This is a genomic window from Demequina sp. NBRC 110057 (assembly GCF_002090175.1).
Taxonomy (GTDB): Bacteria; Actinomycetota; Actinomycetes; order Actinomycetales; family Demequinaceae; genus Demequina.
The window spans coordinates 40,165-64,684 of sequence record NZ_BBRN01000006.1 but is presented as its reverse complement, the minus strand read 5'-3'; the positions used below and the strand labels follow the sequence as shown (position 1 = coordinate 64,684).

24 protein-coding genes, 1 tRNA gene and 1 riboswitch are annotated in these 24,520 nt (G+C 67.7%); of the genes, 8 read left to right on the top strand and 17 right to left on the bottom strand.

Annotation, left to right across the window (positions count from 1 at the left end):
• Positions 1 to 28 precede the first annotated feature (28 nt).
• The 3 genes from B7K26_RS11080 to B7K26_RS11065 form a co-directional block, all read right to left on the bottom strand.
• Positions 29 to 1,381, bottom strand: coding sequence for a nitrate/nitrite transporter (locus B7K26_RS11080; protein ID WP_084079274.1), 1,353 nt, complete (start codon positions 1,379 to 1,381; stop codon positions 29 to 31).
• 84 nt (positions 1,382 to 1,465) lie between these two features.
• Positions 1,466 to 1,579, top strand: a riboswitch (SAM riboswitch).
• Between the two features lie 484 nt (positions 1,580 to 2,063).
• Complete coding sequence (locus tag B7K26_RS11070) at positions 2,064 to 2,420, bottom strand: hypothetical protein (RefSeq protein WP_143340686.1); 357 nt, start codon at positions 2,418 to 2,420, stop codon at positions 2,064 to 2,066.
• Between the two features lie 65 nt (positions 2,421 to 2,485).
• Positions 2,486 to 2,866, bottom strand: coding sequence for a VOC family protein (locus tag B7K26_RS11065; RefSeq protein ID WP_084079271.1), 381 nt, complete (start codon positions 2,864 to 2,866; stop codon positions 2,486 to 2,488).
• Between the two features lie 70 nt (positions 2,867 to 2,936).
• Here B7K26_RS11065 and B7K26_RS11060 point away from each other — a divergent pair, with 70 nt between their 5' ends.
• Together B7K26_RS11060 and B7K26_RS11055 are read left to right on the top strand one after the other, a co-directional pair.
• On the top strand, positions 2,937 to 3,350 hold the full coding sequence (locus tag B7K26_RS11060; RefSeq protein ID WP_200811102.1) for an ester cyclase: 414 nt from the start codon (positions 2,937 to 2,939) through the stop codon (positions 3,348 to 3,350).
• Positions 3,351 to 3,359: 9 nt separating this feature from the next.
• On the top strand, positions 3,360 to 3,539 hold the full coding sequence (locus B7K26_RS11055) for a hypothetical protein (RefSeq protein ID WP_084079269.1): 180 nt from the start codon (positions 3,360 to 3,362) through the stop codon (positions 3,537 to 3,539).
• A 58-nt stretch (positions 3,540 to 3,597) separates the two neighbouring features.
• Here the strand turns inward: B7K26_RS11055 and B7K26_RS11050 are convergent, their stop codons facing one another.
• The 3 genes from B7K26_RS11050 to B7K26_RS11040 form a co-directional block, all read right to left on the bottom strand.
• Entirely contained in the window at positions 3,598 to 3,801 is a 204-nt protein-coding gene (locus B7K26_RS11050) for a hypothetical protein (RefSeq protein ID WP_084079268.1), read from the bottom strand.
• Between the two features lie 9 nt (positions 3,802 to 3,810).
• A complete protein-coding gene (locus tag B7K26_RS11045) occupies positions 3,811 to 4,350 on the bottom strand; it encodes a VanZ family protein (RefSeq protein ID WP_084079267.1) in 540 nt (179 codons plus the stop codon).
• Positions 4,351 to 4,532: 182 nt separating this feature from the next.
• Complete coding sequence (locus tag B7K26_RS11040; protein ID WP_084079266.1) at positions 4,533 to 4,874, bottom strand: DUF6054 family protein; 342 nt, start codon at positions 4,872 to 4,874, stop codon at positions 4,533 to 4,535.
• Positions 4,875 to 4,981: 107 nt separating this feature from the next.
• Here B7K26_RS11040 and B7K26_RS11035 point away from each other — a divergent pair, with 107 nt between their 5' ends.
• The 4 genes from B7K26_RS11035 to B7K26_RS11020 all read left to right on the top strand — a co-directional run bounded on the left by B7K26_RS11035 (position 4,982) and on the right by B7K26_RS11020 (position 14,780).
• On the top strand, positions 4,982 to 5,344 hold the full coding sequence (locus B7K26_RS11035; RefSeq protein WP_143340685.1) for a nuclear transport factor 2 family protein: 363 nt from the start codon (positions 4,982 to 4,984) through the stop codon (positions 5,342 to 5,344).
• Between the two features lie 473 nt (positions 5,345 to 5,817).
• A complete protein-coding gene (locus tag B7K26_RS11030) occupies positions 5,818 to 11,265 on the top strand; it encodes a DUF4011 domain-containing protein (RefSeq protein WP_084079264.1) in 5,448 nt (1,815 codons plus the stop codon).
• Between the two features lie 180 nt (positions 11,266 to 11,445).
• Positions 11,446 to 12,861 carry a DUF262 domain-containing protein gene (locus tag B7K26_RS11025; RefSeq protein ID WP_159449682.1) on the top strand — a complete coding sequence of 472 codons (1,416 nt, stop codon included), beginning with the start codon at positions 11,446 to 11,448 and terminating at the stop codon, positions 12,859 to 12,861.
• Entirely contained in the window at positions 12,858 to 14,780 is a 1,923-nt protein-coding gene (locus tag B7K26_RS11020; RefSeq protein WP_084079262.1) for a DUF262 domain-containing protein, read from the top strand. The genes B7K26_RS11025 and B7K26_RS11020 overlap by 4 nt, the downstream gene beginning before the upstream one ends.
• Positions 14,781 to 14,860: 80 nt before the next feature.
• Here B7K26_RS11020 and B7K26_RS11015 read toward each other — a convergent pair whose 3' ends face one another.
• The 11 genes from B7K26_RS11015 to B7K26_RS10965 form a co-directional block, all read right to left on the bottom strand.
• Positions 14,861 to 15,733, bottom strand: coding sequence for a class I SAM-dependent methyltransferase (locus B7K26_RS11015; RefSeq protein WP_084079261.1), 873 nt, complete (start codon positions 15,731 to 15,733; stop codon positions 14,861 to 14,863).
• A gap of 335 nt (positions 15,734 to 16,068) precedes the next feature.
• Complete coding sequence (locus tag B7K26_RS11010; RefSeq protein ID WP_084079260.1) at positions 16,069 to 16,254, bottom strand: hypothetical protein; 186 nt, start codon at positions 16,252 to 16,254, stop codon at positions 16,069 to 16,071.
• Between the two features lie 536 nt (positions 16,255 to 16,790).
• The gene (locus tag B7K26_RS11005; RefSeq protein WP_084079259.1) at positions 16,791 to 18,056 is read right to left on the bottom strand and encodes a restriction endonuclease; all 1,266 of its coding nucleotides are present in this window, start codon (positions 18,054 to 18,056) and stop codon (positions 16,791 to 16,793) included.
• Positions 18,057 to 18,591: 535 nt separating this feature from the next.
• Positions 18,592 to 18,664 (bottom strand) — tRNA-Lys (locus tag B7K26_RS11000).
• 10 nt (positions 18,665 to 18,674) lie between these two features.
• Positions 18,675 to 19,601 (bottom strand): phosphotransferase, encoded by a 927-nt coding sequence (locus tag B7K26_RS10995; RefSeq protein ID WP_084079258.1) that lies wholly within the window; start codon positions 19,599 to 19,601, stop codon positions 18,675 to 18,677.
• A gap of 55 nt (positions 19,602 to 19,656) precedes the next feature.
• Entirely contained in the window at positions 19,657 to 20,007 is a 351-nt protein-coding gene (locus B7K26_RS10990; RefSeq protein WP_084079257.1) for a YciI family protein, read from the bottom strand.
• Positions 20,008 to 20,043: 36 nt separating this feature from the next.
• Positions 20,044 to 20,691, bottom strand: a complete 648-nt coding sequence (locus B7K26_RS10985; protein WP_084079256.1) for an NAD(P)H-dependent oxidoreductase — start codon at positions 20,689 to 20,691, stop codon at positions 20,044 to 20,046.
• Positions 20,688 to 21,128, bottom strand: a complete 441-nt coding sequence (locus B7K26_RS10980; RefSeq protein ID WP_084079255.1) for a MarR family winged helix-turn-helix transcriptional regulator — start codon at positions 21,126 to 21,128, stop codon at positions 20,688 to 20,690. Before B7K26_RS10980 ends, B7K26_RS10985 begins: the two co-directional genes overlap by 4 nt.
• A 62-nt stretch (positions 21,129 to 21,190) precedes the next feature.
• A complete protein-coding gene (locus tag B7K26_RS12970; RefSeq protein WP_159449681.1) occupies positions 21,191 to 21,508 on the bottom strand; it encodes an AzlD domain-containing protein in 318 nt (105 codons plus the stop codon).
• Positions 21,505 to 22,260, bottom strand: a complete 756-nt coding sequence (locus B7K26_RS10970; RefSeq protein ID WP_084079254.1) for an AzlC family ABC transporter permease — start codon at positions 22,258 to 22,260, stop codon at positions 21,505 to 21,507. The genes B7K26_RS12970 and B7K26_RS10970 overlap by 4 nt, the downstream gene beginning before the upstream one ends.
• A gap of 135 nt (positions 22,261 to 22,395) precedes the next feature.
• Positions 22,396 to 22,686 (bottom strand): DUF1540 domain-containing protein, encoded by a 291-nt coding sequence (locus B7K26_RS10965; protein ID WP_084079253.1) that lies wholly within the window; start codon positions 22,684 to 22,686, stop codon positions 22,396 to 22,398.
• 556 nt (positions 22,687 to 23,242) lie between these two features.
• On the opposite strand from B7K26_RS10965, the gene msrB reads away from it, so the two are divergent.
• A complete protein-coding gene (gene msrB, locus B7K26_RS10960) occupies positions 23,243 to 23,662 on the top strand; it encodes a peptide-methionine (R)-S-oxide reductase MsrB (RefSeq protein WP_084079252.1) in 420 nt (139 codons plus the stop codon).
• Positions 23,663 to 23,694: 32 nt separating this feature from the next.
• A complete protein-coding gene (locus tag B7K26_RS10955) occupies positions 23,695 to 24,294 on the top strand; it encodes a hypothetical protein (protein ID WP_084079571.1) in 600 nt (199 codons plus the stop codon).
• Positions 24,295 to 24,520 lie beyond the last annotated feature (226 nt).

The following is a 24,520-nucleotide window of genomic DNA, read 5'->3' as shown; positions in this document are numbered from 1 at the left end:
GCGTGGACAGGGTCAGCGCGTGCCCTCGCTAGCCGCGGCGCACGGCTCGACGCCGCGCGAGCACGTCGCGCAACGGCGGCACGATGACGCCGGCGGCGGCCATCTCGCGGCGGGTGCGGCGCCGCGCATGGACGACGGCAACGATCCCCAGCGCCCACGGCAGCACCAGCGTGGTGAGCGCAATGCGGTACTCGCCGAGCGTGTACTCGCTCGCCCCGGCAGGCGACACGAGCTGCAGCGTGGCGCCCACCAGCAGCACAGACACCACGGTCGCCGCGAAGCCGCCGATGTTCGCGAAACCCACGGCGGATGCGGCCCTCCCTCGCACCCCGTGGGTGCGCGCAAAGTCGAGGCCGATGAGAGAGGCCGGGCCGCACGCCCCGGTGACGGCCATCCACAGCACGAGCTGCCACATCGGCCGCGGCGTCGTGGGGAGGAGGACGCTCGCCCACGTCAGCGCGGCGACCACGGCGATGGCGAGGACCAACCACGAGCGCCGCAGCGGGTGACGCCCCGTCAGCACGCCGAGCACGGGCCCGGCGACGATGTTCGCGACCACCATGACGGTGAGGAGGGCCGATGCGGTGGTGGGCTCAAGCCCCTGGCCCTGGACCAGGAACGGCACGCCCCACAGCAGCGCGACAGTGTTGGGTCCGATGAGGCCCAGCCAGTGGGTCCAGAAACCCAGCCGCACTCCCGCGGGCCGGATCGCCTCGCGCAGGGTGACCCGAGGCTCGGGGGAGACGGGGGAATCGGCCGCCGCGGCATCGGTCACCCGGGGGCGGCGGATGCCGAAGAAGGCCGCGCTCGCTGCAGCGACGCCGAGCGCGGCGAGGGTGGCGAAGGCGGTGGACCAGCCCTGCTGGTGCAGGAGGACGGCGACGGGGATGGCCGAGGCGACCTGGCCCAGCTGGCCGATGAGCCCCAGCCCCTGCACGATGATCGGCACCTGGCGCGGCGGGAAGAAGCGTGCGGCAATCTGGTTGCCGGCGATGAAGATGGGCGCGTCTCCCGCGCCGATGAGGACGCGCGCTGCGACGGCCCACCCGAGGCCGGGCGCGAAGGCGAGCAGTACCTGCCCAGCGGCCATGATGAGCGAGCCCACCACGAGGACGGTGCGGGAGCCGAGGCGGTCGATCAGCGCGCCGGCAGGCAGCTGCATCGACGCGTAGACGGCGATCTGGATCATCGCGAGGACGGACAGCGCGGTGGCCTCGATGCCGAACCGCTCCGAGGCCTCGATGCCGGCGATGCCGAACGACGTGCGGTGCACCACGGCCATGAAGTAGACGAGCGCGGCGATCGCCATGGCGATCCAGGCGCGGCGGGTTGCCCTGGCCGGTCCCGTCGTCGCGACCGCGGGCGCGGGGGAGTCGGGCATGAGGCCTCCTGGCGGTCGCGGTAGGGCCAGCGTATCCGCGTCCGTGTGGGCCGATGTCACCCGGGACAGCTAGCGTGAGACGTGGATCGAGAAGCGCGGCCGCAAGCCCTCCGGCAGGCCGCCTGGCAACCGCGTCCCGTCGCGGTGCCCCCGGAGGAAGATCCGCCCTCGCGACACACGTGGAGGGAACGACGGATGAAAGGGGTCTTCGATGACCACGACGACTACACCACAACTCACCGGGGCAGACCCCCTCGGCACTCACCTGATCGGGGATCCTCGGCCAGGGGCGGTCCGGTGGAGGGCCGAGCTTCGAGCGGTGGTGAATGTCGCACGGCAGCCGCTCGTCGCCGGACCGTGGGGGGTGACGTTCTTCTGGCCCCAGGGTGAACGACTGGGAGTGCGCGAGGGCGACGCCGTCTTTGGAGTGTGGCACGACCGTTCGGTGGCAGGAGGATTTCCTCTCACCAGCCTGCTGTGCACGGACAGGGATTGCGCCATGCAGTTGTGGCACATGAGCGACGATGGCCGCTCGTGGGTCGACGAGCACGTGCGTGGGATCCACTTTGCGCACCTGCGGGATACGGGGGTGCCGGGGACGACGACCGCACCCTAGGCGCGGTGCCCTAGCGCGACGGCCGGGCCCGTACCATCCGGGTCCGGCCGTCGCTGGGGCCGGCGGCTAGGCGGCCTCGCGCTCTCGCACGTTCGCCTGCGTCCTCACCTGGAGGGGGTCGGGGAGGTACGCGGCGGCGCAGTGGCGCGCCTGGCTGCCGGCGGTGGGCACCGTGGGGGTGCCCGGAGCATCGGCCTCCTCAGAGGCAGACGTGGCCGATGCGAGGTCCGTCGTGACCGACACGGCTGCGGAGGTCACGACCGCGGCGGTGTCCGTGCGGTGCACGGCGGTAGTGGCGACGCCGGAAGGAAGGGCGGCGTCGTCAAGTTCGGTGGCCGGCGCGTCGGTGCTGGCCGTGAGAATCGCGACGATACCGAGGGCGGCGATGACGGCCGTCATACGAAGCGGTCGCGTGATGTTCATGTGACCATCACACCGCGCGATGCTGAGAACTTGCTGAGAGCGGGTGCAGAGGTGGCGCCAGGTCGTTACTGGACCGGCTCTCCCTCGACCTCGGTGATGCCCTCGTACAGGCCGATCACGTTGCCGTCGAAGTCCTCGATCACGGCCCACCAGCTGGTGTCGGTGATCGGCGACTTCTCCATCAGCACCGTCGCGCCCTGGCTCTTGGCGAGGGAAACGGTGGCATCGATCGAGTCGACCTCGACGTAGCTGCGCGGCTGGCTGAAGTCCTCGCTGCGTGGCGCCAGGCCGCCGCCGCTGATCTTGTTGGGCGCCTGCCACATCGGGTAGTCCTCGAAGCCCGGCGGCGCGGCGATCTGCCAGCCGAACAGCAGGTTGTAGAAGTGCTTGGCGCGGTCCATGTCGGAGACGGGGATATCGATGTGGGTGATGTCGCCGTGGGCCATGGTGATCTCCTTGGGGCTTCGCAGGGCCGATGCGTCTTCCAGTATGGGCGCGCGTGCCAGACTTCGTCGGGTGAGCGATGTCAAAGACCTGGTGAGACGGTTCCTCCTCGAGGTGCGCTCGGGCGACTTCCCCGAGCGGGCGGTCGACTTCATGGCGCCCGTGGTGCTCGCGCACCAGGTGGTGTCCGAGGCCCCCGTGACGGTCGAGCGATCTCCCGCGAACTACGCCGCGCACGTGGGCGAGATGCTCGACGCGTACGGCCGGTTCTCGTTCCGCCTCGACGAGCTGCTCGCGGACGGGGCCCGCGTGTACGCCAGGTGGACGCAGGTGGGGACCGATCAGGACGCCTCCGACGGGCGCGAGCCGACGGGTCGGCCGGTGACCGAGGTGGCGTCTGCCGTGTATCGCGTTGAGGACGGGTTCATCGTCGAGTACTGGATTCAGATCGACCGCGCCGGGCTCGCCGCGCAGCTGGGCGCCTAGGATCGGGCCATGCGCTATCTGCTGATTGCCCTGCTCGTGGCCGCGGTGCTGCTCGGCATCCTCGGCTTCCTCATCAAGGCTGCGCTGTGGCTCGCCTTCATCGGCATCGTGCTGTTCGTCGGCACCATCGCCTTCTGGGTGCTGCGCTCCAAGTGGAACGCGCGCGGCAAGGAGATCGAGGCGCGCTGACGCCTCTGCGCTCACCCCTTGGTGCTGCGCGCCTCTGTGCTGCGTGCTGCGTGCTGCGTCAGCGGTCGCAGGCGCACACGTAGTTGAACGAGACCACCTCGTCGCCGTCCTCGGGCCGGGCCCAGGCGCGCGCCTCCTCCTCGTTCGCGAAGGACCGCGGGGCGAGGCGGCCGTTAGCCATGAGGACGCTGAACTCGATCTGCTCGCGCGGGTCGGTCCAGCCGGAGGAGTCCGGCGTGGTGTCCTGCGAGGCGGCGGTCATCCGTTCAGACTACGCCGGTCCCTTGCGTGAGCCCACGGTGGCGATTCCGGCGATCGTCGCCGCGAGGAGCGCCCCCAGGAAGGCGCCGGCGGTGTTGAGGATGATGTCGTCGATATCGGCCACGCGTCCGCCCCAGTACTGGGTGAGCTCGATGCCGGTCGACAGCAGCCCGCCCAGCACGGTGCCGAAGAGCACGCGGCGCAGCGGGCCGCCGTAGGTGATGCCCGCGACGGCCGCTCCGAACGGAATGAACAGCAGCACGTTGCCCACGAGGTTGGTCCACGCCGTGGAGCCGCGGTTGCCCCAGCCCCGCTCGATCTCCTGGAAGGGAACCAGGTTGACGCCCTGTGCGCCGTCGAAGTCGTCGCCCACCAGGGAGGCGAGGGTGAGCATGCCGATCAGCGCGAGGCTGAGGACCAGCCCACCCCAGAGCGCCACGCGCCGGCCCCGGCCTCCGCGCGCGAAGGCGATGGCCGTCACGACCGCGCCGATCGCGATGAGCACGATCGGGAACGACATGTTGACGCCGTCGATCGTGAACGTGGGCATGCGGGCTCCTCGGGGCGGGCCTGGGGTGAGGCGGGACGAGTCATCCTATGTCGGGCGGTCGTGTCCACCCGTGCGTGCCGTCGTCCGCACCACAATTCTTGGCGCGCGGTGCCCCGGTGAGCGGGGGCGCGGCCGCGTGGGGGTGCCGGGCCGCGGAATTGTGGTGCGCACGGCGCCGGCGCTCACTGCTCGTCGGCGAAAACCTCAACCGCGCGCAGCCCGTGCGTCATGAACGCCTCCTCGCCGAAGGTGTTGACCTTCCAGAACACCGCCTGGCTCCCACCAGACGTGGTCAACGCCACCTCCATGCGGTTGCCCACGGCGAGGATGCTGACCGACAGGGTGAGGCGATTGCCTCCGGTCATCGAGTAGCGCTCATAGGTGCGCAGGATGAGCCGGGAGTCGCCCAGGCGGATCTCGTCGGCGTTCTCGATGGTCGCGGACACGCTTCCCCGTGTGATGGCCTCGTCGAGGTGGCGGGCGACGGTGTCTGCCGAACCCGTGAGCGAGCGCTTCTCATACATCTGTCCCCCCGATTGCGGGCGCCGGCCCCGGTGCGTGGCGCTCCTGCGCTCACGCTAGCGCCGCGCCTGCGGTGGCGAGGCGCGACACGGAGGCGTAGACACGAGCCATGACACAAACGAGTGAGTGGCTTGAGGCATATGTGCGGGCGTGGGAGACCAAGGCGGAGGGGGATATCCGCGCGATCTTCACCGACGACGCCGAATACTGGTTCCGTCCCAACGACGCCGAGCCGGTGCGCGGCATTGACGCAATGATCGAGTCCTGGCGCGAGCCCGAACCCACGGAGCCGGTTCACGACCTCGCGGTGCTCATCGAGAATGACGAGCTCGGCATCATCAAGGGAACCGTGAGCTACCCGGGCCACGCGGATTACACCAACCTGTGGGAGGTGTGGTTTGCGTCCGACGGCCGTGCCAGGAAGTTCGTCGAGTGGTGGATGCTCCCGCGCGAGATGCAGCCGGGCGTGTAGTGGGTAGTGCGCGCAACCCCGGTACCCCCGTGGCTATTTCGCGTCCATCAAGCCCAGGGCACACCACCTCATGCGACAGCATCGAAGGATGTCGCGGCGGTTCGGCTCGCAAACAGCGACTACTTCGACCGCTACTTCGCGCTAGGCGTACCGGAGGAAGACCTGCCCGACAGTGTGGTCCGTGCCGCATGCGAACAAATCGTGGCTGACCAACCGGGCGCGGAGCGACGGCGCGTCGAGCGCGCTTGGTCGCAGCGAACGAACCTCATTGTGAGCAAATTCCAACAGCACTGGATACCGGGTCTGCCGCACTGACTGGTGACATCTGATCCGGCTTGCTCGCCGGCCGCCTTCGCATTCATGTCGTTGGGTGCCGATAGGGTGACCGCAAGATAAAGCCGACGCTTGGGCCAGAGCCGTGGATCGGGACCTCGCCCATTCGTGAGGCTGGGCGAGCGACTGGGGGCTGCCGCATGAGCGTCGAGGGTGACGAGATCCAAGCTTCGCTGAAGGTTTGGCGCGAGGGGCTTGTGGGCTTGACGCGCGCGAATCGGCTCATCAAGTTCAATGCTCCCCGCACATCGTCACTAAGGTTCGACGAGCCCGATTCCGACTCGATACTCGCCATGATCGAGGCATCGCGCTCGGTACGCGTCTTCGGCGAAGACGATTCATCGGACATTGACGAAGACGAAGCCTTTGCAGATGTGCCCGCGGTGCTGCCGGCCAACTCGATCCGGGTCGCCCGTCCTCACAAGGATGTCGGGAGCGTGCTTCGGAACCTGATGCGCAGGGCGAACACGGAGTACATCGACAAGGGTCTGTCCGTTCTCTACGTCGCGTTCGGAATCTTGCGTTGGGAAGACGTTGATGGCACGGCGATGACGAGTCCGCTTGTGCTGGTTCCTGTCACGCTGATTGCTGACGGGCCGAAGGGCACCCCAAGGATCGCGTCATCTGAGGAAGAGGCCGTCATCAACCCGGCGCTTGCGCTTCGGCTGCGAGACTTCAATGTTGAGCTCCCGGTGCTGGACGATGGGGTCGAGTTCACGATCACGGCAGTGCTCGGTCGCATCCGCGACGCGCTCGAGGCGAGCCTGTCGTCCAAGAAGTGGGAGATGTCAACCGAGGTCCACATCTCGACGTTCTCCTTCTCCAAAGAGGCGATGTACAAGGACCTGCTCGACAACGAAGCCGCGATCCTCGACCACCCAATCGTCCGCGCGCTGGCAACGAGTGACCCCCGCAAGCAGACTGACGCATTCCACTTCGATGCCACAGACCCCGCCGAGATCGACCGAGTGGCACCACCGGAGTCCACTCCGCTCGTCCTCGATGCTGACTCTTCGCAGCGCTCAGCCGTGCACGCCGCAGTCGCGGGCAAGAGCTTCGTGATGGACGGACCGCCCGGCACGGGAAAGTCGCAGACAATCGCGAACATGATCGGCGCGCTCCTCCACGCCGGCAAAACCGTCCTGTTCGTGTCCGAGAAGATGGCGGCACTCGACGTCGTCCGCAACCGACTCACCGACGTCGGCCTCGGCACCTACCTGCTCGAGCTTCACTCCCACAAAGCGAGCCGGCGCGAGGTCGCCACACAGTTGGTCACGGCGCTCAACACGGTTGCCCAGCCGGGCGCGGGCTTGGATGGCGTGACGCTGGACAACGCACAGGAACAGCGCACGCAACTCAACAAGTACGCAGCCGCGATGAACAGACCGCGCGAACCGTTCCGGCGGTCGCTGCACGACGTCATCGGGCAGCTCGCACTTCTTTCTCGTGCTCCCATTGCGCCGTCTCCCAGCACGCCCCCGCGGCAGCTTTCATTCGAGCAGCTCGTCAAGCTTCCGGGACTGCTGAGCAAGTTGTCTCGGTCCTGGCGGCCGGTGAAGGAAGGCTCATCCTTCCTGTGGCGAGACGCCACGGATCGAACTTCGCTGGAGGTTCGTCTCTCGCGTGCGAAGACCTCACTTGACCGGCTGTCGTCTATTTCGGAGTTCAGCCGTGAACTCGCTGATGCGCTCAACCTTGTGCGACTCGATGACCTCGCGGCGGTGGCATCGATTCTCGATGGGCACCACGGCAAGGTTCCCGTGGACTCCATCGCCTCCCTCCTCACCATCGATGACTACAGCGCCGTCACCCAGGCGCGTGACGAGCTCACCCGCACGCACGACGCCCTCGCGCAGACGGAGGCCAACCTCTCGTCTGCCTTCGGCGTCGAGGTCGAGCAGCTTCCCGAAGCGCACGTCGATCCCGAACTGTGGAATCCCACCACGGGCGTCCACGAGCCCCTCGGACTCTCCGGCGCACGTGCACCGGAGCTGCACGCGCTGATCTCCTACTGCGAACGCCACTCATCCGCCCTTGCTGCCAAGCTCGCCGAAGCCTCACGCATCGCTTCAGCGATTGGCATCGGTGAGATCGACACCTACCGCGATCTCGAGCGCCTCGTCGAGGTGATCAAGATCCGCGACGAAGTGCCGCGCCTGCCACGCTCCTGGATGGACAAGACCGGAGCCGATGCAGCGGAAGCTCTCCTCTCACTCGCATCCACGAAGCTGCGAGATCTGTCGACCGCAGAAGGTCAGGCCCGCAGCACCTACACGGACGAGGCGCTCAGCGCGCCACTGGCGGACCTCGAGGACCGATTCAGCAACCTCCACACCGGGCTCAAAAAGTTGTCCGGTGCGTACCGCAGCGACAAGCGAGCCGTCGCGGCGCTGCTCGTCGACGCGGCCACTGTCAAGGACGGGATCGCGCAACTGTCGCACGCCGTGCGCTGGGCGAACGCGGCGCGCGAGTTCACGGTCGTCGACAGCGAAGCTGGAAAGATCCTGGGCGACACCTGGGACGGGCGTGCCTCCGACATCGACGAGATCTCCCGCCAGCTCGAAGCGGCACGACGCCTCGCTGGCCTATTCCCCGAGGGCATCCCCGCACCGGTCGCCAGCGAGTTCTGCGACCGCGACGCTGATCGAACCGTCAGCGAACTGTGCGGCGAAATCGCGTCGGTCCTCGATGCCTGGCGAGGCAGCCTGTCACTGGACTCGCCGTTCACCGCGCCTGCCTCGCTCGTGACGCTCCCGGTTCGCCAGTCCATCGAATGGCTTGACGCGCATCGCGCCAAGGCCGTAGCGGTGCTCGCAGTCGTGACACCCGTCGACACTGCCATCGGGCGAGAGTGCGGGGTGCTCACCGTTGTCGACGTCATCGCCGCACGCGATGCCGTCGTGGCAGCACGCACGGAGCACGAGCGGGCGCGGTCCGACTTCCGATTCGCGTTCCCGGACGCCTATGAGGCGGCGCAGGGCGCACTTGATCGACTTCCCGGCCTGATCGACCACGCCGCTGTCCTACGTGATCTCAGCGGCGGAGCGCTCAGCGACAGCCAGATCGACGCAATCAGGGCCAGCCGCCCGAATCCCGTCCTCGGCGCGCACGTCGAGACGTGGATCGGGGCCCGCGACGCCATCCTCGACGCCTTCGCGCCCGGGCGACGGGACGAGCTGCGCCGAGAAATGGACACGCCAGCCGACGCGTTGGCCCTGCTCGACGCCCTCGAGTACGACAGCACCGGCCAGGACGAGTGGTTCGCGTACCTCGACTGCGTCGACGCAGTCCAGGCATACGGCCTTGGGCAAGCACTCGACTTCTGCATCTCCGAACGGTTCGACGCCGACACCGTCCCCCCAGTTCTCAACCGCTCGCTACTTCGCGCATGGGTTGACGGGGAGTACCTCGACGACGACGATCTCCGTCCCGCCCTCGGACCCGACCGCGATGCACTCGTGGAGTCCTACCGGGAGTTGGACCGCCAACTCATCGCCCACGCCTCCGCGACGATCATCAGAGCGGCCAACACGCGTCGGCCCGCGAACACCTCGATCGGCGAACCTGCCGTCATCCAGCGCGAGGGTCTCAAACAGAAGCGACACATCCCCGTTCGCGACCTCATCGACATCGCCCGCACCACGGTCCAGGCAATCAAGCCGGTCTTCATGATGTCGCCGCTGGCGGTCTCCCAATACCTGCCCTCAGACCTCAAGTTCGACGTGGTCATCTTCGACGAAGCGTCCCAGGTCACGCCCGCAGACGCCGTGAACTGCGTCTATCGCGGCAGGGCGCTCATCCTCGCCGGAGACGACAAGCAGCTGCCCCCCACGTCATTCTTCGACCGCATCGTCGACGACGAAAGCCTCGAGGAGGAGACCGACGCCAAGGACTTCCAATCCGTGCTCGAGCTGGCGAAGGCATCCGGAGCGTTCAACAATCTCGGCCTGCGCTGGCACTACCGATCTCGCCACGAAGACCTCATCGCCTTCTCGAACTACAAGTTCTACGAGGGCAAGCTGATCACGTACCCGTCGGCGGTCGCCGAAGGAGACAACGTCGGCGTGAAGTTCTTCCACGCCCACGGCACCTACCGCCGCGGCGGCGGAGCCGACAACCCCCTCGAAGCTCAGAAGGTGGCCGAACGCGTGATCGAGCACTACACGACGCGGCCCGACCTCACGCTCGGTGTCGTCACCTTCTCCGTCGCGCAAGCCGACGCAGTCCAGGCCGCGCTGGACGAAGCCCGTCAAGCGCACCGCGACCTGGACGGCTACTTCGACGTCTCCGATCGTCTCGACGGCTTCTTCATCCGCTCACTCGAGTCCGTTCAGGGCGACGAACGCGACGTCATCATCTTCTCGATCGGCTACGGGCCCGACGAGGCGGGCAAGATCACCACCAACTTCGGCGTCCTCAACAAGGACAAGGGCTGGCGTCGCCTGAACGTCGGCATCACGCGTGCCCGCCAGCGCGTCGAAGTCGTCGCCTCCCTGCGCGGAGCCAACATCCCTCCCTCAACCAACGAGAGCGTGGAACACCTGCGCTCCTACCTCGAATACGCCGAACGAGGGAAGCCCACCCTCGCCTTGCAGTTCGGCGACACCGACCTCGGCCCCGAGTCGCCCTTCGAAGAATCGGTGATCAAGACAATCACCGCATGGGGCTACAAGGTCCAAGCGCAGGTCGGCGCAGCCGGATACAGGATCGACATCGGCGTGCGCGACCCAGCACAGCCGGGCCGCTACGCACTCGCAGTCGAATGCGACGGGTACCAATACCACTCCGCTCCCGCCGCTCGAGACCGCGACCGGCTACGCGACGAGATCCTCACCGGGCTCGGCTGGCGCATGCACCGCATCTGGGGCACCGCCTGGTATCGCAACCGCCCTCGCGAAGAGGAACGCCTGCGAGCCGCGATCGAGACGGCGATCGCCGAAGTCGACACACCGATCGACCTGTCGCGTTTCGCTGTCGAACGACCCGCGATCACTCATGAAGCCGTCGATGAAGACGCCGAGTGGCGATGGGTCAGCGAGTACGAGACGTCGCGCCCGCACCGCCTGCCGCACTGGGTCGACCCGGGTGATCCCGACGACTACCTGTACCTCGTGGACGGGCTCACGAGCCTCGCCGAGGTCGAAGGCCCGATCCATCTGGAGGTCGCCTTGGAGCGCCTGCGCGACTGGTGGTCGATCGGTCGCGTGTCGGCTCGTATGCGGTCCAACATCGTCAGCGCTATTGGCTACTCGGACCTGTCGTTCGAGGACGACTTCCTTGACATCGCCGACCGCGAAGTACGGGCGGTACGTGCCCGCGGAGCGATCTCTACACGCAAGGCGGAGCACGTTCACCTCGACGAGCTCGGTCTCGCCGTCCACATGCTCGTGCGTGACGCGGGCGGGGCCCCACGCGACGAGGTCGTGACGACCGTCGCGCGTGTCTTCGGCTGGGCGCGCACATCGGCAGCGATGGAGCGTCGTATCAGCGACGCTGTGGACGCTGTCGTGCACGCGGGACTCGTCTCTGAGCAGGAAGGCAATCTGCGCGTCAGCGAAGGCTCTGCCGCGCCGAGCGAACGCGGCTGACGCGACCCGCGGCGGTCATCGACGGCAAGGACCTGACAATCGTCGTTGCGCCCTGATTTTCCCGACGCCTTGGTCCGGCGAAGCCGCCCGGCTCACACGCGCATGCGCGCCTCCGGTGGTCTGACGGGCTTGCGCGTGCCGCGCGGCGCGCAGCCCACCGCGGCTGGCAGGATGCGGGCCATGACCGACATGGGGGATGAGGGTCGCAAGGCACCGGCCGCTGATTCTTGGATGGAGACCGGCCTCGTCAAGGTCCGAGATCTTCTAGCGCTCGGCGTGCGTATTCCGGACTATCAGCGTCCGTACAAGTGGTCCGTGCGCAATGTTGCGCAACTGATCGACGACATCGACACGTTCCGGGCGTACGACCGCTATCGCATCGGAACCGTGATTCTTCACGAGAAGGACGACCGGCTCGAGATCGTCGATGGGCAGCAAAGGTTCATCACCTTCTGCCTCATCGCGCAGATCCTCGGCTCTAAGAGCGACCTGGGCACGCTCACGATTCCGACGGTAGACCCAGATATTCCAGCGGTCGGCCTCGAGGTCAGCCGTGCGAACATCGTCGCGAACTACTCCTACCTGGCGGACGCGCTCGCACGCCGCACAGACCTCGAGGAGTGGGCGAGGGCCTTCCTCGACCACTGCGAAGTCGTGACCCTCACGCTGTCGCACGTCGACGAGGCGTTCCAGATGTTCGACTCACAGAACACACGCGGCAAGGCGCTCTACCCCACGGACCTGCTCAAGGCGTTCCACATCCGGGAGATGAGCCACAAGCACACCACCGCCGACGAGCGGCTCGCGATGGTGCGCATGTGGGAGGAGATCCCGCCCGAATCCATCGACGAGCTGTTCTCCGACTACCTCTTCAAGATCAAGCAGTGGTCCAACAACAAGGCCGTGCCGAGCACCGGCTTCGGCGACGAACACATCGACCTGTTCAAGGGCATCCGCGAAGCCGAGGCGCGTAACGCCAAGAACAACTGGGCGATGCCGTTCCTGTACGCCAAGAACTACACCGACGACTTCGGCAACGAGAACGCGACCCTCATCCGCTACGGAGCGATGGCTCCAATGAAGTACCCCTTCCAGATCGACCAACCCGTCATCAACGGCGAGTCGTTCTTCCTGATGGTCCGGCACTACTGGGAACTGGGCCTGAAGTGCGGCCTCTTCCGCGAGGATGACGCGTCCAAAGACGCCGAGATCTTCGCGGACGCCAAGCCCACGCTCGATGCGCTCGCACCCGCGCAGCGAAAGGCAACGCACCGGCTCGTCAGGAACCTGTTCGACGCACTCCTGCTGCACTACGTCGACCGGTTCGACGACCAAGACCTCGACCGGGCGGCCCTGCTTCTGGCGCGGTACGCGATGGCCCCACGTGTGCAGCATCAGCGGGTCACCCGTCAGATGATCAACAACTATGCGCTCGGCCTGCGAGAGTCTGACGACCTGCCGCAGGAGAACCTGTTTGCCGAGCTGCGACTGGCGCTGCGCACGCAGGACTTCCTGCGCCGGCCGCGCCCGAACCCGAAGACCAACGGCTACGCCGACCTGCACTTCCTCTACGAGACCACGGAGGCCAACGCATGAGCTCCGCCACCACCAGCCCCGACATCGAGCCGCTGACGGTGCGTGAGGTCTTCAACCGCGGACGCTACATCGTGCCGGTCTACCAGCGCGCCTATGCGTGGGGTGAGAACCAAATCCTCACGCTGCTGCAAGACGTCAGCGACTACCGTCGCCGTAATGCCGCGAGCTACTACATCGGCTCGCTCGTCACCCACCGCGGTCACGACATCGCCGGCGACGAGACCCACTTCGAGGTCGTCGATGGCCAGCAGCGCCTGACCACCTTGTTCATCATCTTGTCCACGCTCAGCAACATGCACGACGCCCGCCCCGACGAGGCCGTGCTTTCCTACGAGGGGCGCGACAACTCCACTCGCGATCTCGCGGTACTCGCCCGCGACGGCGACAAGACCATCGTGGGAGACCTCACGGTTGCCGGCATCCGGGTCGCCGTCGAGACCGTCCGCAGCGCCGTCCAGTCCGGCCACTTCACCCAGGACGACGTCGCCTACCTGATCGACCACGTCAAGGTTGCGCGCACCGCGCTACCCGCCCGCACCGACCTCAACCACTACTTCGAGGTCATGAACAGCCGAGGCGAGCAACTCGAGAAGCACGAGATCGCCAAAGCCCACCTCATGTCCCTCATCGCCGGCGAAGGGGACGCGGATGCACGCTCCCACGCCTTCGCCGTGGTCTGGGACGCGTGCAGCGACCTCTCCCGACACGTTCAAGGACGCTTCCCGACCAGCGTGCGCGACGAGCTGTTCGGCAAGGAGTCGTGGGACGACTTCCGCCCGACGACCTTCGCCGACATCGTCGCCGCAATCAATACCGCGCCCGGTGGCGAGTTGAAGCCGACCGCGCTTTCCGCGATCCTCGCCGGCACCGCGTCGATCGACCACGTCGAGAGCGAAAAGGATGAGGAGGCGACCGAACGTTTCGGAGCGATCATCGACTTCCCCAACTTCCTCCTCCACGTCCTTGCCTTGGCTGACCTGGAGCGCCCGGAGTTCTCCTGGGCCGAAGCCGGCGCGAGCGATCGCGTGTCGCTCGACGACAAGAAGCTCGTCGAGCAGTTCGAGAGTGCCGTTGCCACCGCCCCCCAAGCGGAGGCCTTCGCCTTCACCTTGCTGCGCGCGCGCTACCTGTTCGACAAGTACGTCATCAAGACCGACCTCACCCGCGCCAGCGAGGACGACTCCAACTGGGTCCTCAACCGCGCGCGGCTCACACGTACCGGAAGCAAGCGGCAGTTGACTCCGGTCGCGACATTCGCCGCCGGAGAAGCAGACGACGATGCGGCCGCGGTCGGCGACCAGCGTCACCTCGTGATCCTGCAGTCGATGTTCCAGGTCACAGACTCGCGCCGCGCGTACAAGAACTTCCTCTACGCGATCCTCGACTACCTGTACCGCCAGGAGAGCGTGGCTTCGGGGGACTTCATCGCCTTCATGCAAGGTCTCGCTGCGAAGCGATACGCGATGACGATCGACCAGACGCTGCTCGACGCCGGCACATCGGTGCCGCACTTCGCGCTCAACTACCTCGACTACCTCCTGTGGAGCGACCCCACCGGCTACGCGACATCACACGGTGCGGACGTCTCGGGCTATAAGTTCCGCTACCGCACGTCGATCGAACACTTCCACCCCCAGCATCCGGACCCCGACAGTCAAATCCGCACGTGGGAGCGGGTCGACGTTGATCGCTTCGGGAACCTCTGCATCATGACCCGCTCGGAGAACTCGCAGCGATCGAACCTCGCGCCCGTCGCGAAGGTCGGCCAGTACCGCGCCGAGCGGCAGACGCTGAAGTTCCAGATCATGGCCGACATGACCAAAGCGACGGGTGAGTGGACGTCCGGGCAGGTCGATGATCACGGCAGGACGATGCGCAACATCCTTGACGCCGCAGTCACGAGCGCAGGCTCGGAGTAGCCGCACTGAGGTCCCGCGCCGCATCCAACGCGGCGCGGAACCTCCGCACGAAGCTCATGTACGCACTGCGTGCCGGACGGCTACGCCGGAATCACGGTCGCCACGAAGCGGCCAATGCGGCGTTGCTCGCCGAGAGCCGAAGCCGTCGCGAGCGAATCCTCAGCAGCGGGCAGGTCATTCGTGATGGGAGCCTCTCCAGGCGCGTAGTGCATGAGCAGCACGGCCTTCTTCGCGCGTCGTCGAAGCATGCCGATCTCGACGGGCGTCAGGTAGGACGCCGAGCCGCCGAGCGCCAGCACCGTGTCGAATTGGGTTCCGCACAGCACTCGGCGACGCTCGGCCTCGGAGTACGTCATCGCTTGCACTCCGTCGAGGTGCTTGTGCTTCCACACGAGCTCGTTGAGCATCGCGCTCGACGGGTCGATGCCGACGTAACGGACTGGCTCGGCGAGGCCGAGATCGAGCGGCAGTCCGGTGCCGCAGCCGATGTCCAAGGTGCGCCACAGCTTAGACCCGAAGACCTCGCGCATGAGGTTCGCTGTCTTTGCTTGCTCGTCGTCGGTCATGCCGTGGTCGGAGTCCCAGTGCGATGCGTAGGCGTCGTACGGCGATGCAACCCCCGAATACGTCCTGGGATGGTTCTGAGCGCCGTAGACGTGCTCCGCGCGGCCGCGGTTGATGATGCCCGTATCGCGGACGTCTCTATCGAGCGGGAAGTACTTCCATCCGTCGTCAAGGGCGAGGTAGATGTTCGTCGCTTTGTAGAACTTTGCCGGCTCGCCGAAGGTGCGGATCACCCGCGCCGCCCGCACACAGTCCGCCTTCGAGAACCCGGGCGTCTTGTCGGGGATCACGTACTCATGCGGTGCGCCCTCCGCGTAGGTCGTCGCGAACGCCCAGTCGAGTTCCGCCACGAGGCCCCGCCACCAGTCCAGATCGGTCTTGGTAATCAATCTGTGTCTCCTAGTCAGGCACGGCCCACGAAGTCCGTGCGCGACCAGTATCGAGAAGGCGACTGACACTGCTGGTCCCCGGCGTAGTCTCAGCGCGCAGTCTGGATCTCGCTCGACACGGCCCCCGCCCTCGGGGCGTGGTCCAACGGGAGCGGCTCACATGTGGGGCGGGGCTCCACCGCTGACGCAGTGGAGCCCCGCCGATTTACGAACCGCGCGCTACCCGACGCGGAACGAACGCCCGCAGCGCGAGCACTCGAAGACGCCGCCGATGCGGCTGAACGGGCCGTACTGCGTGCGGCAGTGAGGACACGCCACCACGATCCCGCGCGGCATCAGCGGCCGCCCGTCTTCGTGCGGTCCACCAACTGGTATCCCATGCCCGCGTGCGGGGTGGGGGGCAGCGGCTCGTTCTTCACGACCGTCCGCTCCACGCCGGTCCGGCCCCCGCGAGGGCCGACCTGCTCGTACTGTCCCGATGCCGGAGCGCTCTGGCCCGGCCTGTAGATGGGCTTCGACATTGTCCGAAGCTCCCTTCCCTAGTGTCCAATTGGGACCTCGCGGCGTGACCTGCAACAGAAGTTCGTGTCGACAAGCACCCCATGCGTGGGACTAGGATCGAGACCACCTTCTACCCGCGAAGTTTTAGGTGCCCTCGAGCCTGATCCCCAGCAAGTCCGGGGACCGGGCTCGCTGTGCATTTGAGGCCACCCGGCTCGGTGTCGCAAGGACCCCTCGCCAGGCATTTGCCACTATATCTGGGGGGTGCGCCCGGATGCCACCACTAGATGGTGTGTTTCATCCACAGATTTACCCACACTTCACCCACAACGATGAGGGTCGCCTGTGGGTAAGTTGGACTGCCGCGCGTGACACGCCGTGCACTGTGCACAGCGCGCGCGTGCCATCCACCACACGCTCCCACTCCGGCCGGACGACGCCGACTCGTGTTGACGTCGAGTCGCCGAACTCGCGCCGCCGGCTCGACCTGATTCGGCGAACTGCGCGGGCCTCGCGGCGGCAGCCAATGTGGTGCCCGCTCGCCCGCCCGCGACGCTTAGCCGTGTGCGACTTCGGCGAGCATGACGAGGCCCGCACTGTTGACGGCTTCGTGGGTCCCCGTCTCGATGTCGTAGTGCACGACCGCGATTGACGCTCTTTCGGCGAACTCGACGCCAGCTGATGTCAACGCGCCAGAGGTCCACATCGCAGCGAGTTTTCCCTCCAGGGTTGCGACGGCGAAGATCTCGCGGACCTCCTCGACCGGCACGCTTCCGGAGTAGTGCTTGACGCTGACGAGATGGTCCTTGCAGATGACGTCCACGCCGCCGTCAGAAGACTGCTGTGTGACCTCGGCCTCCGTCGCGCCCAGGTGGCGAAGCAGGTCTCTCACCCACAATTCTGCGCCCCGAGGAGATGCACCGTAAGGAAGTGCGCCCGGGTGCGGAACCGCAATCCGCGATGTCGCCTTCAGCGTCGCGGCGGCGGTGCGTTCGGCTTCCATGCGGGCGGTGAGTGCCTCCGCCGCCGAAAGGATCGGGTCCATGAGTATTGCGACGGCGTCGAGCGCACGCATGCGGATGCGCTGTCGCTCGGCTCGTCGAAAGACGACCTCCGCTTCGAGGCGCTCCTGGTCTACCGGAAGCGGAGTCTCGGGGTGGGCGAGCCGGAAATTCTTCGCTGCGTCAGCGCGGGCATCTTGTGCGAGGCCGACCGCGATTTGGATGCGGCGCGCGTTCCAGTAAGGAATGGGTTCGAGAGTGGAGGGATCAAAGTCTGGACGCGACTGGAAGGTGGCCGTGCCAACGAGTGACAGCGCATTGAGCCAGTCCTCGAATGGGTCTTCGTCAGTGGATTGGGTGTTCAAGGGGCCCGAGAGTCGCCCCAGTTCGCGGTAGACCGACTTCATATCGCTCTCCGAGGCGTCACCGATGTCGTCGCCGACAATGCGCGGCACGAGGTCCAGGACTTCGCGTACGGGTGTGAACCACCGGTCCTCGGCGCTGCTTGCACCGATGCCTGTGCGGTTTTGCCATGCGGTGAGGCGCTCACGGGTGCTCGGTCGCATGAGGAGCGCGCGCGAGACCGTTGCTTTGTCGCTGTCTCGCGCTGCGTAGACCTTCTCGTCGTAGCAGCGGATCACCGCCGCAACGTGGTCGGGCGCGAGGGGAGCAAGAACGCCGGCAGTGAGCTCGAGCAAGTCGCGGCGGTGCTCACTTACCGCCGCGCGCATCACGTGGGAGTCGCGGTCCCAGCATCCTGCAGCCAGGTCGCCCTCGTCGGAGAAGAACACCTGAAGTTCCTGCATGGCGAAAGGCGTCATCGGCGTCTCCTCAACTACGACTGTTGCTCCATCCTGGGCGGTTGAAGATGGATGTGCGTTCCCGGAACGTGATCGTCAGCCTACTGCGGCGCTCTGACGGCGCTCGGGAGTCGCACCGGTTCGCGCGGGATGTGTCCCTCCAGGTCAATAACCTCCAATGCCGTGAATGCGCGGGGCAGAGGTGACGTGGCCGAGAGCAGAGAGGAACCATCGGCTCCGTCCTTCCTCGTCACCACCCGCTGCTCGGTCGGTACGGGCTGAGGCCCCCGAGGAACGGCTTGAGGTCATCGGGTCTCGACTCCGGCACTTTGCAAGGCGCTGACGCGGGGTGTGTCGTCGGGTCGAGCGAATCCGCCAAGGTCGCCATCCGTGCGATCGCGGCGTCCACGTCGGCGGTTCACTCCGACCCGGCATGGCCAGACCCGGCCGTCATCGCGGCAACGAAGGTGCGAAGCTTGGACGCCTCGGCCCATCGGTCGGCGAGCGCGAGAAAGTGTCGGCGCTCGTAGTCCTCGCGATACGCGGTACGCCGTAGTGGGCCCCGTGGGGCTCGAACCCACGACCTACGGATTAAAAGTCCGCTGCTCTACCAACTGAGCTAGAGGCCCGCCGGTCATCCTACGCGGGCGTGCTCGCGCCGAGTTCCGCGAGTGCCCGCCATGCCATCCCTACGTTCACAGGCCGGTCGAGGGTCGCCCACAGCAGGGCCTTCGTCAGCGCCACCCCGTGGAGTCGCGCCTCGAGGCCTGGGTCGTCGACGCTGGTGATCTCCACGTAGGTGTTGATCGCGGTGATGACGCCGTCGCGGGGCAGCACGGTGTAGAGGAAGCCCAGATCAACCGCGCGGTCGCAGGCGGCCATCTTTCCCCAGTCGATGATGCCCGCGAACACGCCGCCGATGGCCAGCACGTTGGACCCGTGCAGGTCCGCGTGCGACCACACCGCCTCGCCGGGATCGGGCGCCTCGAGCGCCTCGGCCCAGATCCGCTCCACCACGTCGAGGCGAAGGGTCTCGCCGAAGGGTCCGCGCGCATCGGCCAGCCGCCCGAGCGAGTAGTCGTAGTCGGCTTGGCGCTCAGCGAGGGGGAGCGACTGCTCGGGGTTGTACGGCGCATCGCCTGGCGCCACCTGGTGAAGGTCGGCGATGGCCCGGCCCAGGGCCGCACCGGCATCGGCCGGCAGGGGAAGGAGGTCGGTGGTGTCTCCCGGCATCCAGTTCACGATGCGCCAGGGCCAGGGGTAGCCCTCGCCCGGTTCTCCCGCGCGCACCACCTGAGGGTGGGGGAAGTCCCAGCCGGGGCCCAGTTCGGCGAGCAGCCGCGTCTCGGTCTCGAGCGGCCCCACCGCGGCCTCGACCCGTGGTAGCCGCACCGAGTAGTCCTCGCCCAGGCGGAACACTGCCATGTCCCAGCCGTCGAACCTCTCGCCGAGCGGCAGGTCCGCGAGGTCGGGATGCTGTGCGGCGAGCAGTGCCCGCACCGTGTCCTCGCTGATGGACCCGTGCGCCTGCGGCGGTCCCGAGTCGAGCGGGCGGTGAGCACTCATGTCCGCGACGGTAGCAGTGCCGCGGTCACCGTCCCGGGACCGAGTGCCCGGACGGTCACACCCCTTGGAAGGGGCGCACCTCGACCTGCGCGCCGCACGCGTGCGAGCCGCGCCTTGCCCAGTCGAGCGCCGCCTCGCGGTCGGCGACGTCAATCACCCACATCCCGCCCATCTGGGGTGCGGACGGATTGGCGCAGCCCTCGGTGATGACGGCGGTGTCGCCAGTGGCGTCCACCACCGCGGCCGATTCGGGACCCTCGAGACCCCCGGCGAAGACCCACCCGCCCGCGGCCTGAAGCTCCTCGTTGAAGGCGCCCACGGAGGCGTACATGGCCTCGAGCTCGTCGCCCTCGGGCATCTCCAGGTGCGCGTAGTCGTGCAGGACGGACAGCAGGAACTCGGGCATGGGTGCCTCCGGTGGCTAGGGCCGATGCGGTCGAGACTACGTCCGCACGCTCGCCTTCGCGCGGCGTTCCGTACGCGAGGTGCGCGCGGCATCGGCCTTGCCCGCGCGGGCCGCGGCCGCGATCCATCGTTCGCGGGTGGCGGCGGACGAGCCGCGCACGGGGGTGAGCACCGTGGTGCCGACGGTGCGGACCCCCGAGTACCAGAGCGTCGCTCGGCGCAGCCACCACAGGGACGAGTCGCGGTAGACCCAGCGGTTCCACCGCCGCGGCGAGTCCATGGTGTGGAGGATGCGCGCGGTGCGGCCGGTCAGCAGCTTGTCCCAGCCGCGCCCGTCGCCTCGGTAGCGGAACGCGAAGCCCGCCAGGAAGACGCGGTCGACGAACGCCTTGAGCACCGCGGGGGCCGATCCCCACCACTCGGGGTAGACGAACACCAGGTGGTCCGCCCAGTCGACGGTGTCGATGGCCGATGCGACGGCCGGGTCGAGCTCGCCGCCTCCCGCATCCGGGTGGCGCAGCTGCGCGCGCGTGGTCGGGTGCGCGGTGGCGGCCGACGGGTCCGCGAGGTCGATGGTGCGGACCTCGGCGCCGGCGGCGCTCGCGGACTCGGCGTAGGCCGCGGCCAGCGCGTGACTGAGGCTTCCAGGCAGGGGGTGTCCGATGATGACGGCGATGCGGGTCACTGCTCCGCTCCGTTCTCTCGCAGGATGCGGGTGAGCGTGGCGAGCTGGTCGTTGAGCGCCACGAGGTCGATTCCCTCGGCGTCGGGGTGAGACACGAGCGCGGCGAACCGGGCGTCGAGTTCGGGCCCGGCCGTGGCGACCAGCTCCCTGGCAGTGGTGGTGAGCTCGAGGATGACGCGGCGTCCCTGGCCCGGCTCCTGACGTGTGGTGACCCAGCCGGCCTCGACCAGGCCGGGGACCCGCTTGGACACGGCGGCCTTCGTCACGCCCAGGCAGGCGGCCAGCCGGGTGATGTCGGTCGGTTCGACGTCGGCGAGCACGGCGAGCGCCACGAACTGGCTGCCGGTGATGCCGTAGCGGGCGCGCAGGATCTGGTCCGCGTGGGCGTCGACCTCCGCGACGAGTTCGTGAAGGGTGAAGGTGATCTTGTCCGACATGCCTATGAGTTAACCCATTGACTCACCGCTGTGTCAACGGGTTGACTCAAGAATGTGGCGCGCTACGCGCCTGCCAGCAGTAGCGCCGCGAAGGCGACGGCCCCGGCCGAGAGCGTCCAGCCCATCGACCGTTTCCAGAGCGCCACGCCCACGGCCACCAGCGCCGCGAGGTGCCACGGGCCGAAGGCCCTCCAGTCGCCCTCGTCGAGCAGCAGCGAGTTGGCGATGATCGCCCCCATGGCCGCCGGCGCCACGAGCGACAGCGCCGTGCGCACGCGCGGCGGGAGCTCCCTGTCTCCGCCCAGCAGGAACACCCCTGACAGGCGGATCAGGTACGTGCCGATCGCGGCGACGGTGAAGACGACGAACGCGGTGATCACTCGGCCACCGCCTCGGGCGAGCCGCCACCGGAAGCCCCGCCGGCATCGGCCCTGTCCGGGATGAACGACGCGAGGCCGATGCCCGCGATTGCCCCCGCGAGCACGTTCAGCCCGTAGGGGAGGTCCTTCAGGAGCAGCACGACGGCGATGGAGATGCCGGTGGCGGCGACCGCGGGGAGGGTGCGCAGCGCGGGCACCAGGACGGCGATGAACATGAGAGGAACGATGAAGCCGATCTGCCACTCCGCCGGGATGACGGGCCCCAGGATGGCGCCGGCCGCCGTGCCGAGGATCCACACGCCGGTGAACGGCCCGGAGACCCCGAGGATGAACCAGCGGCGCCGCACCGGGTTGGGCCACGCGTCCTGAGTGAGCACCGAGACCGCGGCGGACTGGTCCGTCATCAGGTACGACAGCACCAGCTTCCAGCGCGTGGGGAACGCCGCGAAGACCGGCGCGAGCGAGGCCGAGTACAGCGCGAGGCGCGCGTTGATCACCAGCGCGGTGAGGATCGCAATGACGGCCGGCGCGCCCTGGGTAAGGGCGTCGATGATGGCGATCTGGCTGGCGCCGGCGGACACCGTCGCCGACGCGTAGGGGCCCATCCAGGCGGGCCAGCCCGCGAGGTTGATGAGCGCGCCCACCGCGAGGCCGAACACGACCGAGCCCGGCATGAGGGGCGCAATCGCCCTGGCCCCGGCCCTGAAGTCGCGGCGCTGCTGGGGGCCGATGCGGCGGGGGCGGGCGGGCATGCGCGTCAGTGTGTCACGCGGTAGGGGTGCCGGTGGTGGGCGGCGTGGCGCCTGGATGGCCGATGCCGTGGCGCGGCAAGGCCCGGCCCCACCATCGTGGAAGGCCGGGCCTTGTCTCCCCTCAGCCGGTCCGTGTCAGGCGCGTGCCTGGAACGTGAGGCAGTCGGCGGTGTCGAACGACGCGCCCACCTCGATGGCCTCGGCGGTGCAGGCCATGTCGTCGTTAAAGGTGCAGTCGGTGCGCATGCAGGCGCCGACGCCGGCCTGGTCCGCGTGGCCGCCCTTGTCCTCGGTGGCGACGTACGTGGAGCAGTGGGCGTGGTCGCCCGAGACGTTGATGGCTCCCGCACGGCAGCCGTCGTGGTTGAACCCGCAGGTCTCGACAGAACAGGACGAGACGATGGGCAGCTTGATCATCGTGGCCATGGCGACTCCCTTGGTGGTGGTCCGATGCCTGCGACGCTACGCCCAGAAATGGCTTTTCGCTACATTTATTATTAAAGATCTATGGGCGTGTGCAAATCAATTACGAAACTCCATTGTTGGGGATAGGTCTGCCTTATCGTCGATCTGCCTGGGGTGTTGGTTGCCACTGCTCTGAGCTGACCGATTTTCGTGCGCGCACAATTTCTTTTCTTTGGCGACGTCGACGGGGGTCGCGACGCGGGTGTCGCGGCGCACCCGGGTGGCGCGGTGGCCGGGATCCCGGCCCGGGCATCGGCCCTGCTGTCGCGACAATCGGGGCGCAGCGGGAACAAAATCTGGCGGGGACGCGTCTGATCATGTGAACCCGTCACGGCGTGAGCCGCATGGGCGACTCAGGTCAAACACCGCGCGACGCCCGGCCGATCCCCCCCTCAGCTGGCCGGGCGTCGCGTGTGACCGGGGTCGCGTACCCTGTGGGGGCCCCGCGCCGAGCGCGAGCCCCCACGGGAGCGCCCGCCGGGCGGGTTCCCTTCATGTCCCCTAGAAGGAGAGCGCAATGACTGCCAAGATCACCAAGTCCGAGGCCGAGTGGCGCGCCGAGCTGTCCGACGAGGAGTACCAGGTACTCCGCGAGGCAGGCACCGAGCGGCCCTGGACCGGCGAACTCCTCGACAACACCCGTGACGGCGTCTACCGCTGCCGCGCGTGCGGCGCCGAGCTGTTCCGCTCCGACACCAAGTTCGACTCCCACTGCGGCTGGCCGTCGTTCTTCACCGCCGAGAACGACGCGGTCAACCTCAGCGAGGACCTCTCGCTCGGCATGATCCGCACCGAGGTGCGCTGCGCCACCTGCGATTCGCACCTGGGACACGTCTTCCCCGACGCCCCGCAGACGCCCACCGGCGACCGCTTCTGCATCAACTCGGTCTCGCTGACCTTCGAGGACGCGGCGGGTTCCGCGCCCCAGGAGTCCTGACCTTGGCGGTGCCACGGTTCCGCCGGCCCGCCATGCTCGACATGGAGGAAGCCGAGCAGATCGAGGGCGACATCGACCCCGCCGACCGCGGGCTCATCGCCCACGAGACCGCGCTTGCGCTCGTGTCCAAGGCGCGCGAGGCATCGGACCCCGAGCTCACCCAGCGCCTGGTGCGCCTGGTCGACGAGGAGGGCATCGACACCGTCGCGATGATGTGGTCGAAGGCCGGCGCGCACACGCTGCCCGGCGCCCTGTGGCGTATCTACATGCTGCGCGAGTGGGTCAAGCATGACGCCGATGCCGTGGCGCGGTCGTACCACCACGGCGTGAACGCCGCGCACGTGCGGCACGCGATCGCCGGGGTGGAGGACCCGCCGGGGCCGCGCGAGGTGCAGACCCTCGCCGACTCAGTGCTGTCCGGCGTCTTCTCGGGCGACCTCGCCGTCGCGCTGCAGCGGGCAGGGGCGTTCTGCCGCGTGGTCGCGACGGGCGCCGCGTTCGAGGCCGAGTCGGACGACGGCATCCACGACCGTCGCGCCCACCAGACCGCCATGCGCGCGTCGCAGCTTCTGCGCACCGGCGAGGACCTCGAGCGGTGCGCGGCGATGTGGAACGAAGGCCGCCTCGACTAAGGCGCCGACCCCGCTCAACCCATCCCCGCGTGCTGGCGGTAGATACACGGCGGCGATGAGGGCATCGGCCGGTGCTGGCGGTCGATTCTCGGTGGCACACCGGCCAGCACCCCGCGCCGGGAACAAACCCGCCGTCGCCGACGTAGAGTAGAGACAGGACATCGGGGCGCGGTAGCCCCGGGCTCCAACATCAGCCGCCTCGAGCGGCCTTCGCGCCGACTGGCGC

Bases quoted from the DNA above. Each gene is read 5' to 3' on its own strand.
- B7K26_RS11080 (WP_084079274.1), bottom strand. From the start codon at position 1,381: ATGCCCGACTCCCCCGCGCCCGCGGTCGCGACGACGGGACCGGCCAGG.
- B7K26_RS11070 (WP_143340686.1), bottom strand. From the start codon at position 2,420: ATGAACATCACGCGACCGCTTCGTATGACGGCCGTCATCGCCGCCCTC.
- B7K26_RS11065 (WP_084079271.1), bottom strand. From the start codon at position 2,866: ATGGCCCACGGCGACATCACCCACATCGATATCCCCGTCTCCGACATG.
- B7K26_RS11055 (WP_084079269.1), top strand. From the start codon at position 3,360: ATGCGCTATCTGCTGATTGCCCTGCTCGTGGCCGCGGTGCTGCTCGGC.
- B7K26_RS11050 (WP_084079268.1), bottom strand. From the start codon at position 3,801: ATGACCGCCGCCTCGCAGGACACCACGCCGGACTCCTCCGGCTGGACC.
- B7K26_RS11045 (WP_084079267.1), bottom strand. From the start codon at position 4,350: ATGCCCACGTTCACGATCGACGGCGTCAACATGTCGTTCCCGATCGTG.
- B7K26_RS11040 (WP_084079266.1), bottom strand. From the start codon at position 4,874: ATGTATGAGAAGCGCTCGCTCACGGGTTCGGCAGACACCGTCGCCCGC.
- B7K26_RS11035 (WP_143340685.1), top strand. From the start codon at position 4,982: ATGACACAAACGAGTGAGTGGCTTGAGGCATATGTGCGGGCGTGGGAG.
- B7K26_RS11030 (WP_084079264.1), top strand. From the start codon at position 5,818: ATGAGCGTCGAGGGTGACGAGATCCAAGCTTCGCTGAAGGTTTGGCGC.
- B7K26_RS11025 (WP_159449682.1), top strand. From the start codon at position 11,446: ATGACCGACATGGGGGATGAGGGTCGCAAGGCACCGGCCGCTGATTCT.
- B7K26_RS11020 (WP_084079262.1), top strand. From the start codon at position 12,858: ATGAGCTCCGCCACCACCAGCCCCGACATCGAGCCGCTGACGGTGCGT.
- B7K26_RS11010 (WP_084079260.1), bottom strand. From the start codon at position 16,254: ATGTCGAAGCCCATCTACAGGCCGGGCCAGAGCGCTCCGGCATCGGGA.
- B7K26_RS11005 (WP_084079259.1), bottom strand. From the start codon at position 18,056: ATGACGCCTTTCGCCATGCAGGAACTTCAGGTGTTCTTCTCCGACGAG.
- B7K26_RS10995 (WP_084079258.1), bottom strand. From the start codon at position 19,601: ATGAGTGCTCACCGCCCGCTCGACTCGGGACCGCCGCAGGCGCACGGG.
- B7K26_RS10990 (WP_084079257.1), bottom strand. From the start codon at position 20,007: ATGCCCGAGTTCCTGCTGTCCGTCCTGCACGACTACGCGCACCTGGAG.
- B7K26_RS10980 (WP_084079255.1), bottom strand. From the start codon at position 21,128: ATGTCGGACAAGATCACCTTCACCCTTCACGAACTCGTCGCGGAGGTC.
- B7K26_RS10970 (WP_084079254.1), bottom strand. From the start codon at position 22,260: ATGCCCGCCCGCCCCCGCCGCATCGGCCCCCAGCAGCGCCGCGACTTC.
- B7K26_RS10965 (WP_084079253.1), bottom strand. From the start codon at position 22,686: ATGGCCACGATGATCAAGCTGCCCATCGTCTCGTCCTGTTCTGTCGAG.
- msrB (WP_084079252.1), top strand. From the start codon at position 23,243: ATGACTGCCAAGATCACCAAGTCCGAGGCCGAGTGGCGCGCCGAGCTG.
- B7K26_RS10955 (WP_084079571.1), top strand. From the start codon at position 23,695: ATGCTCGACATGGAGGAAGCCGAGCAGATCGAGGGCGACATCGACCCC.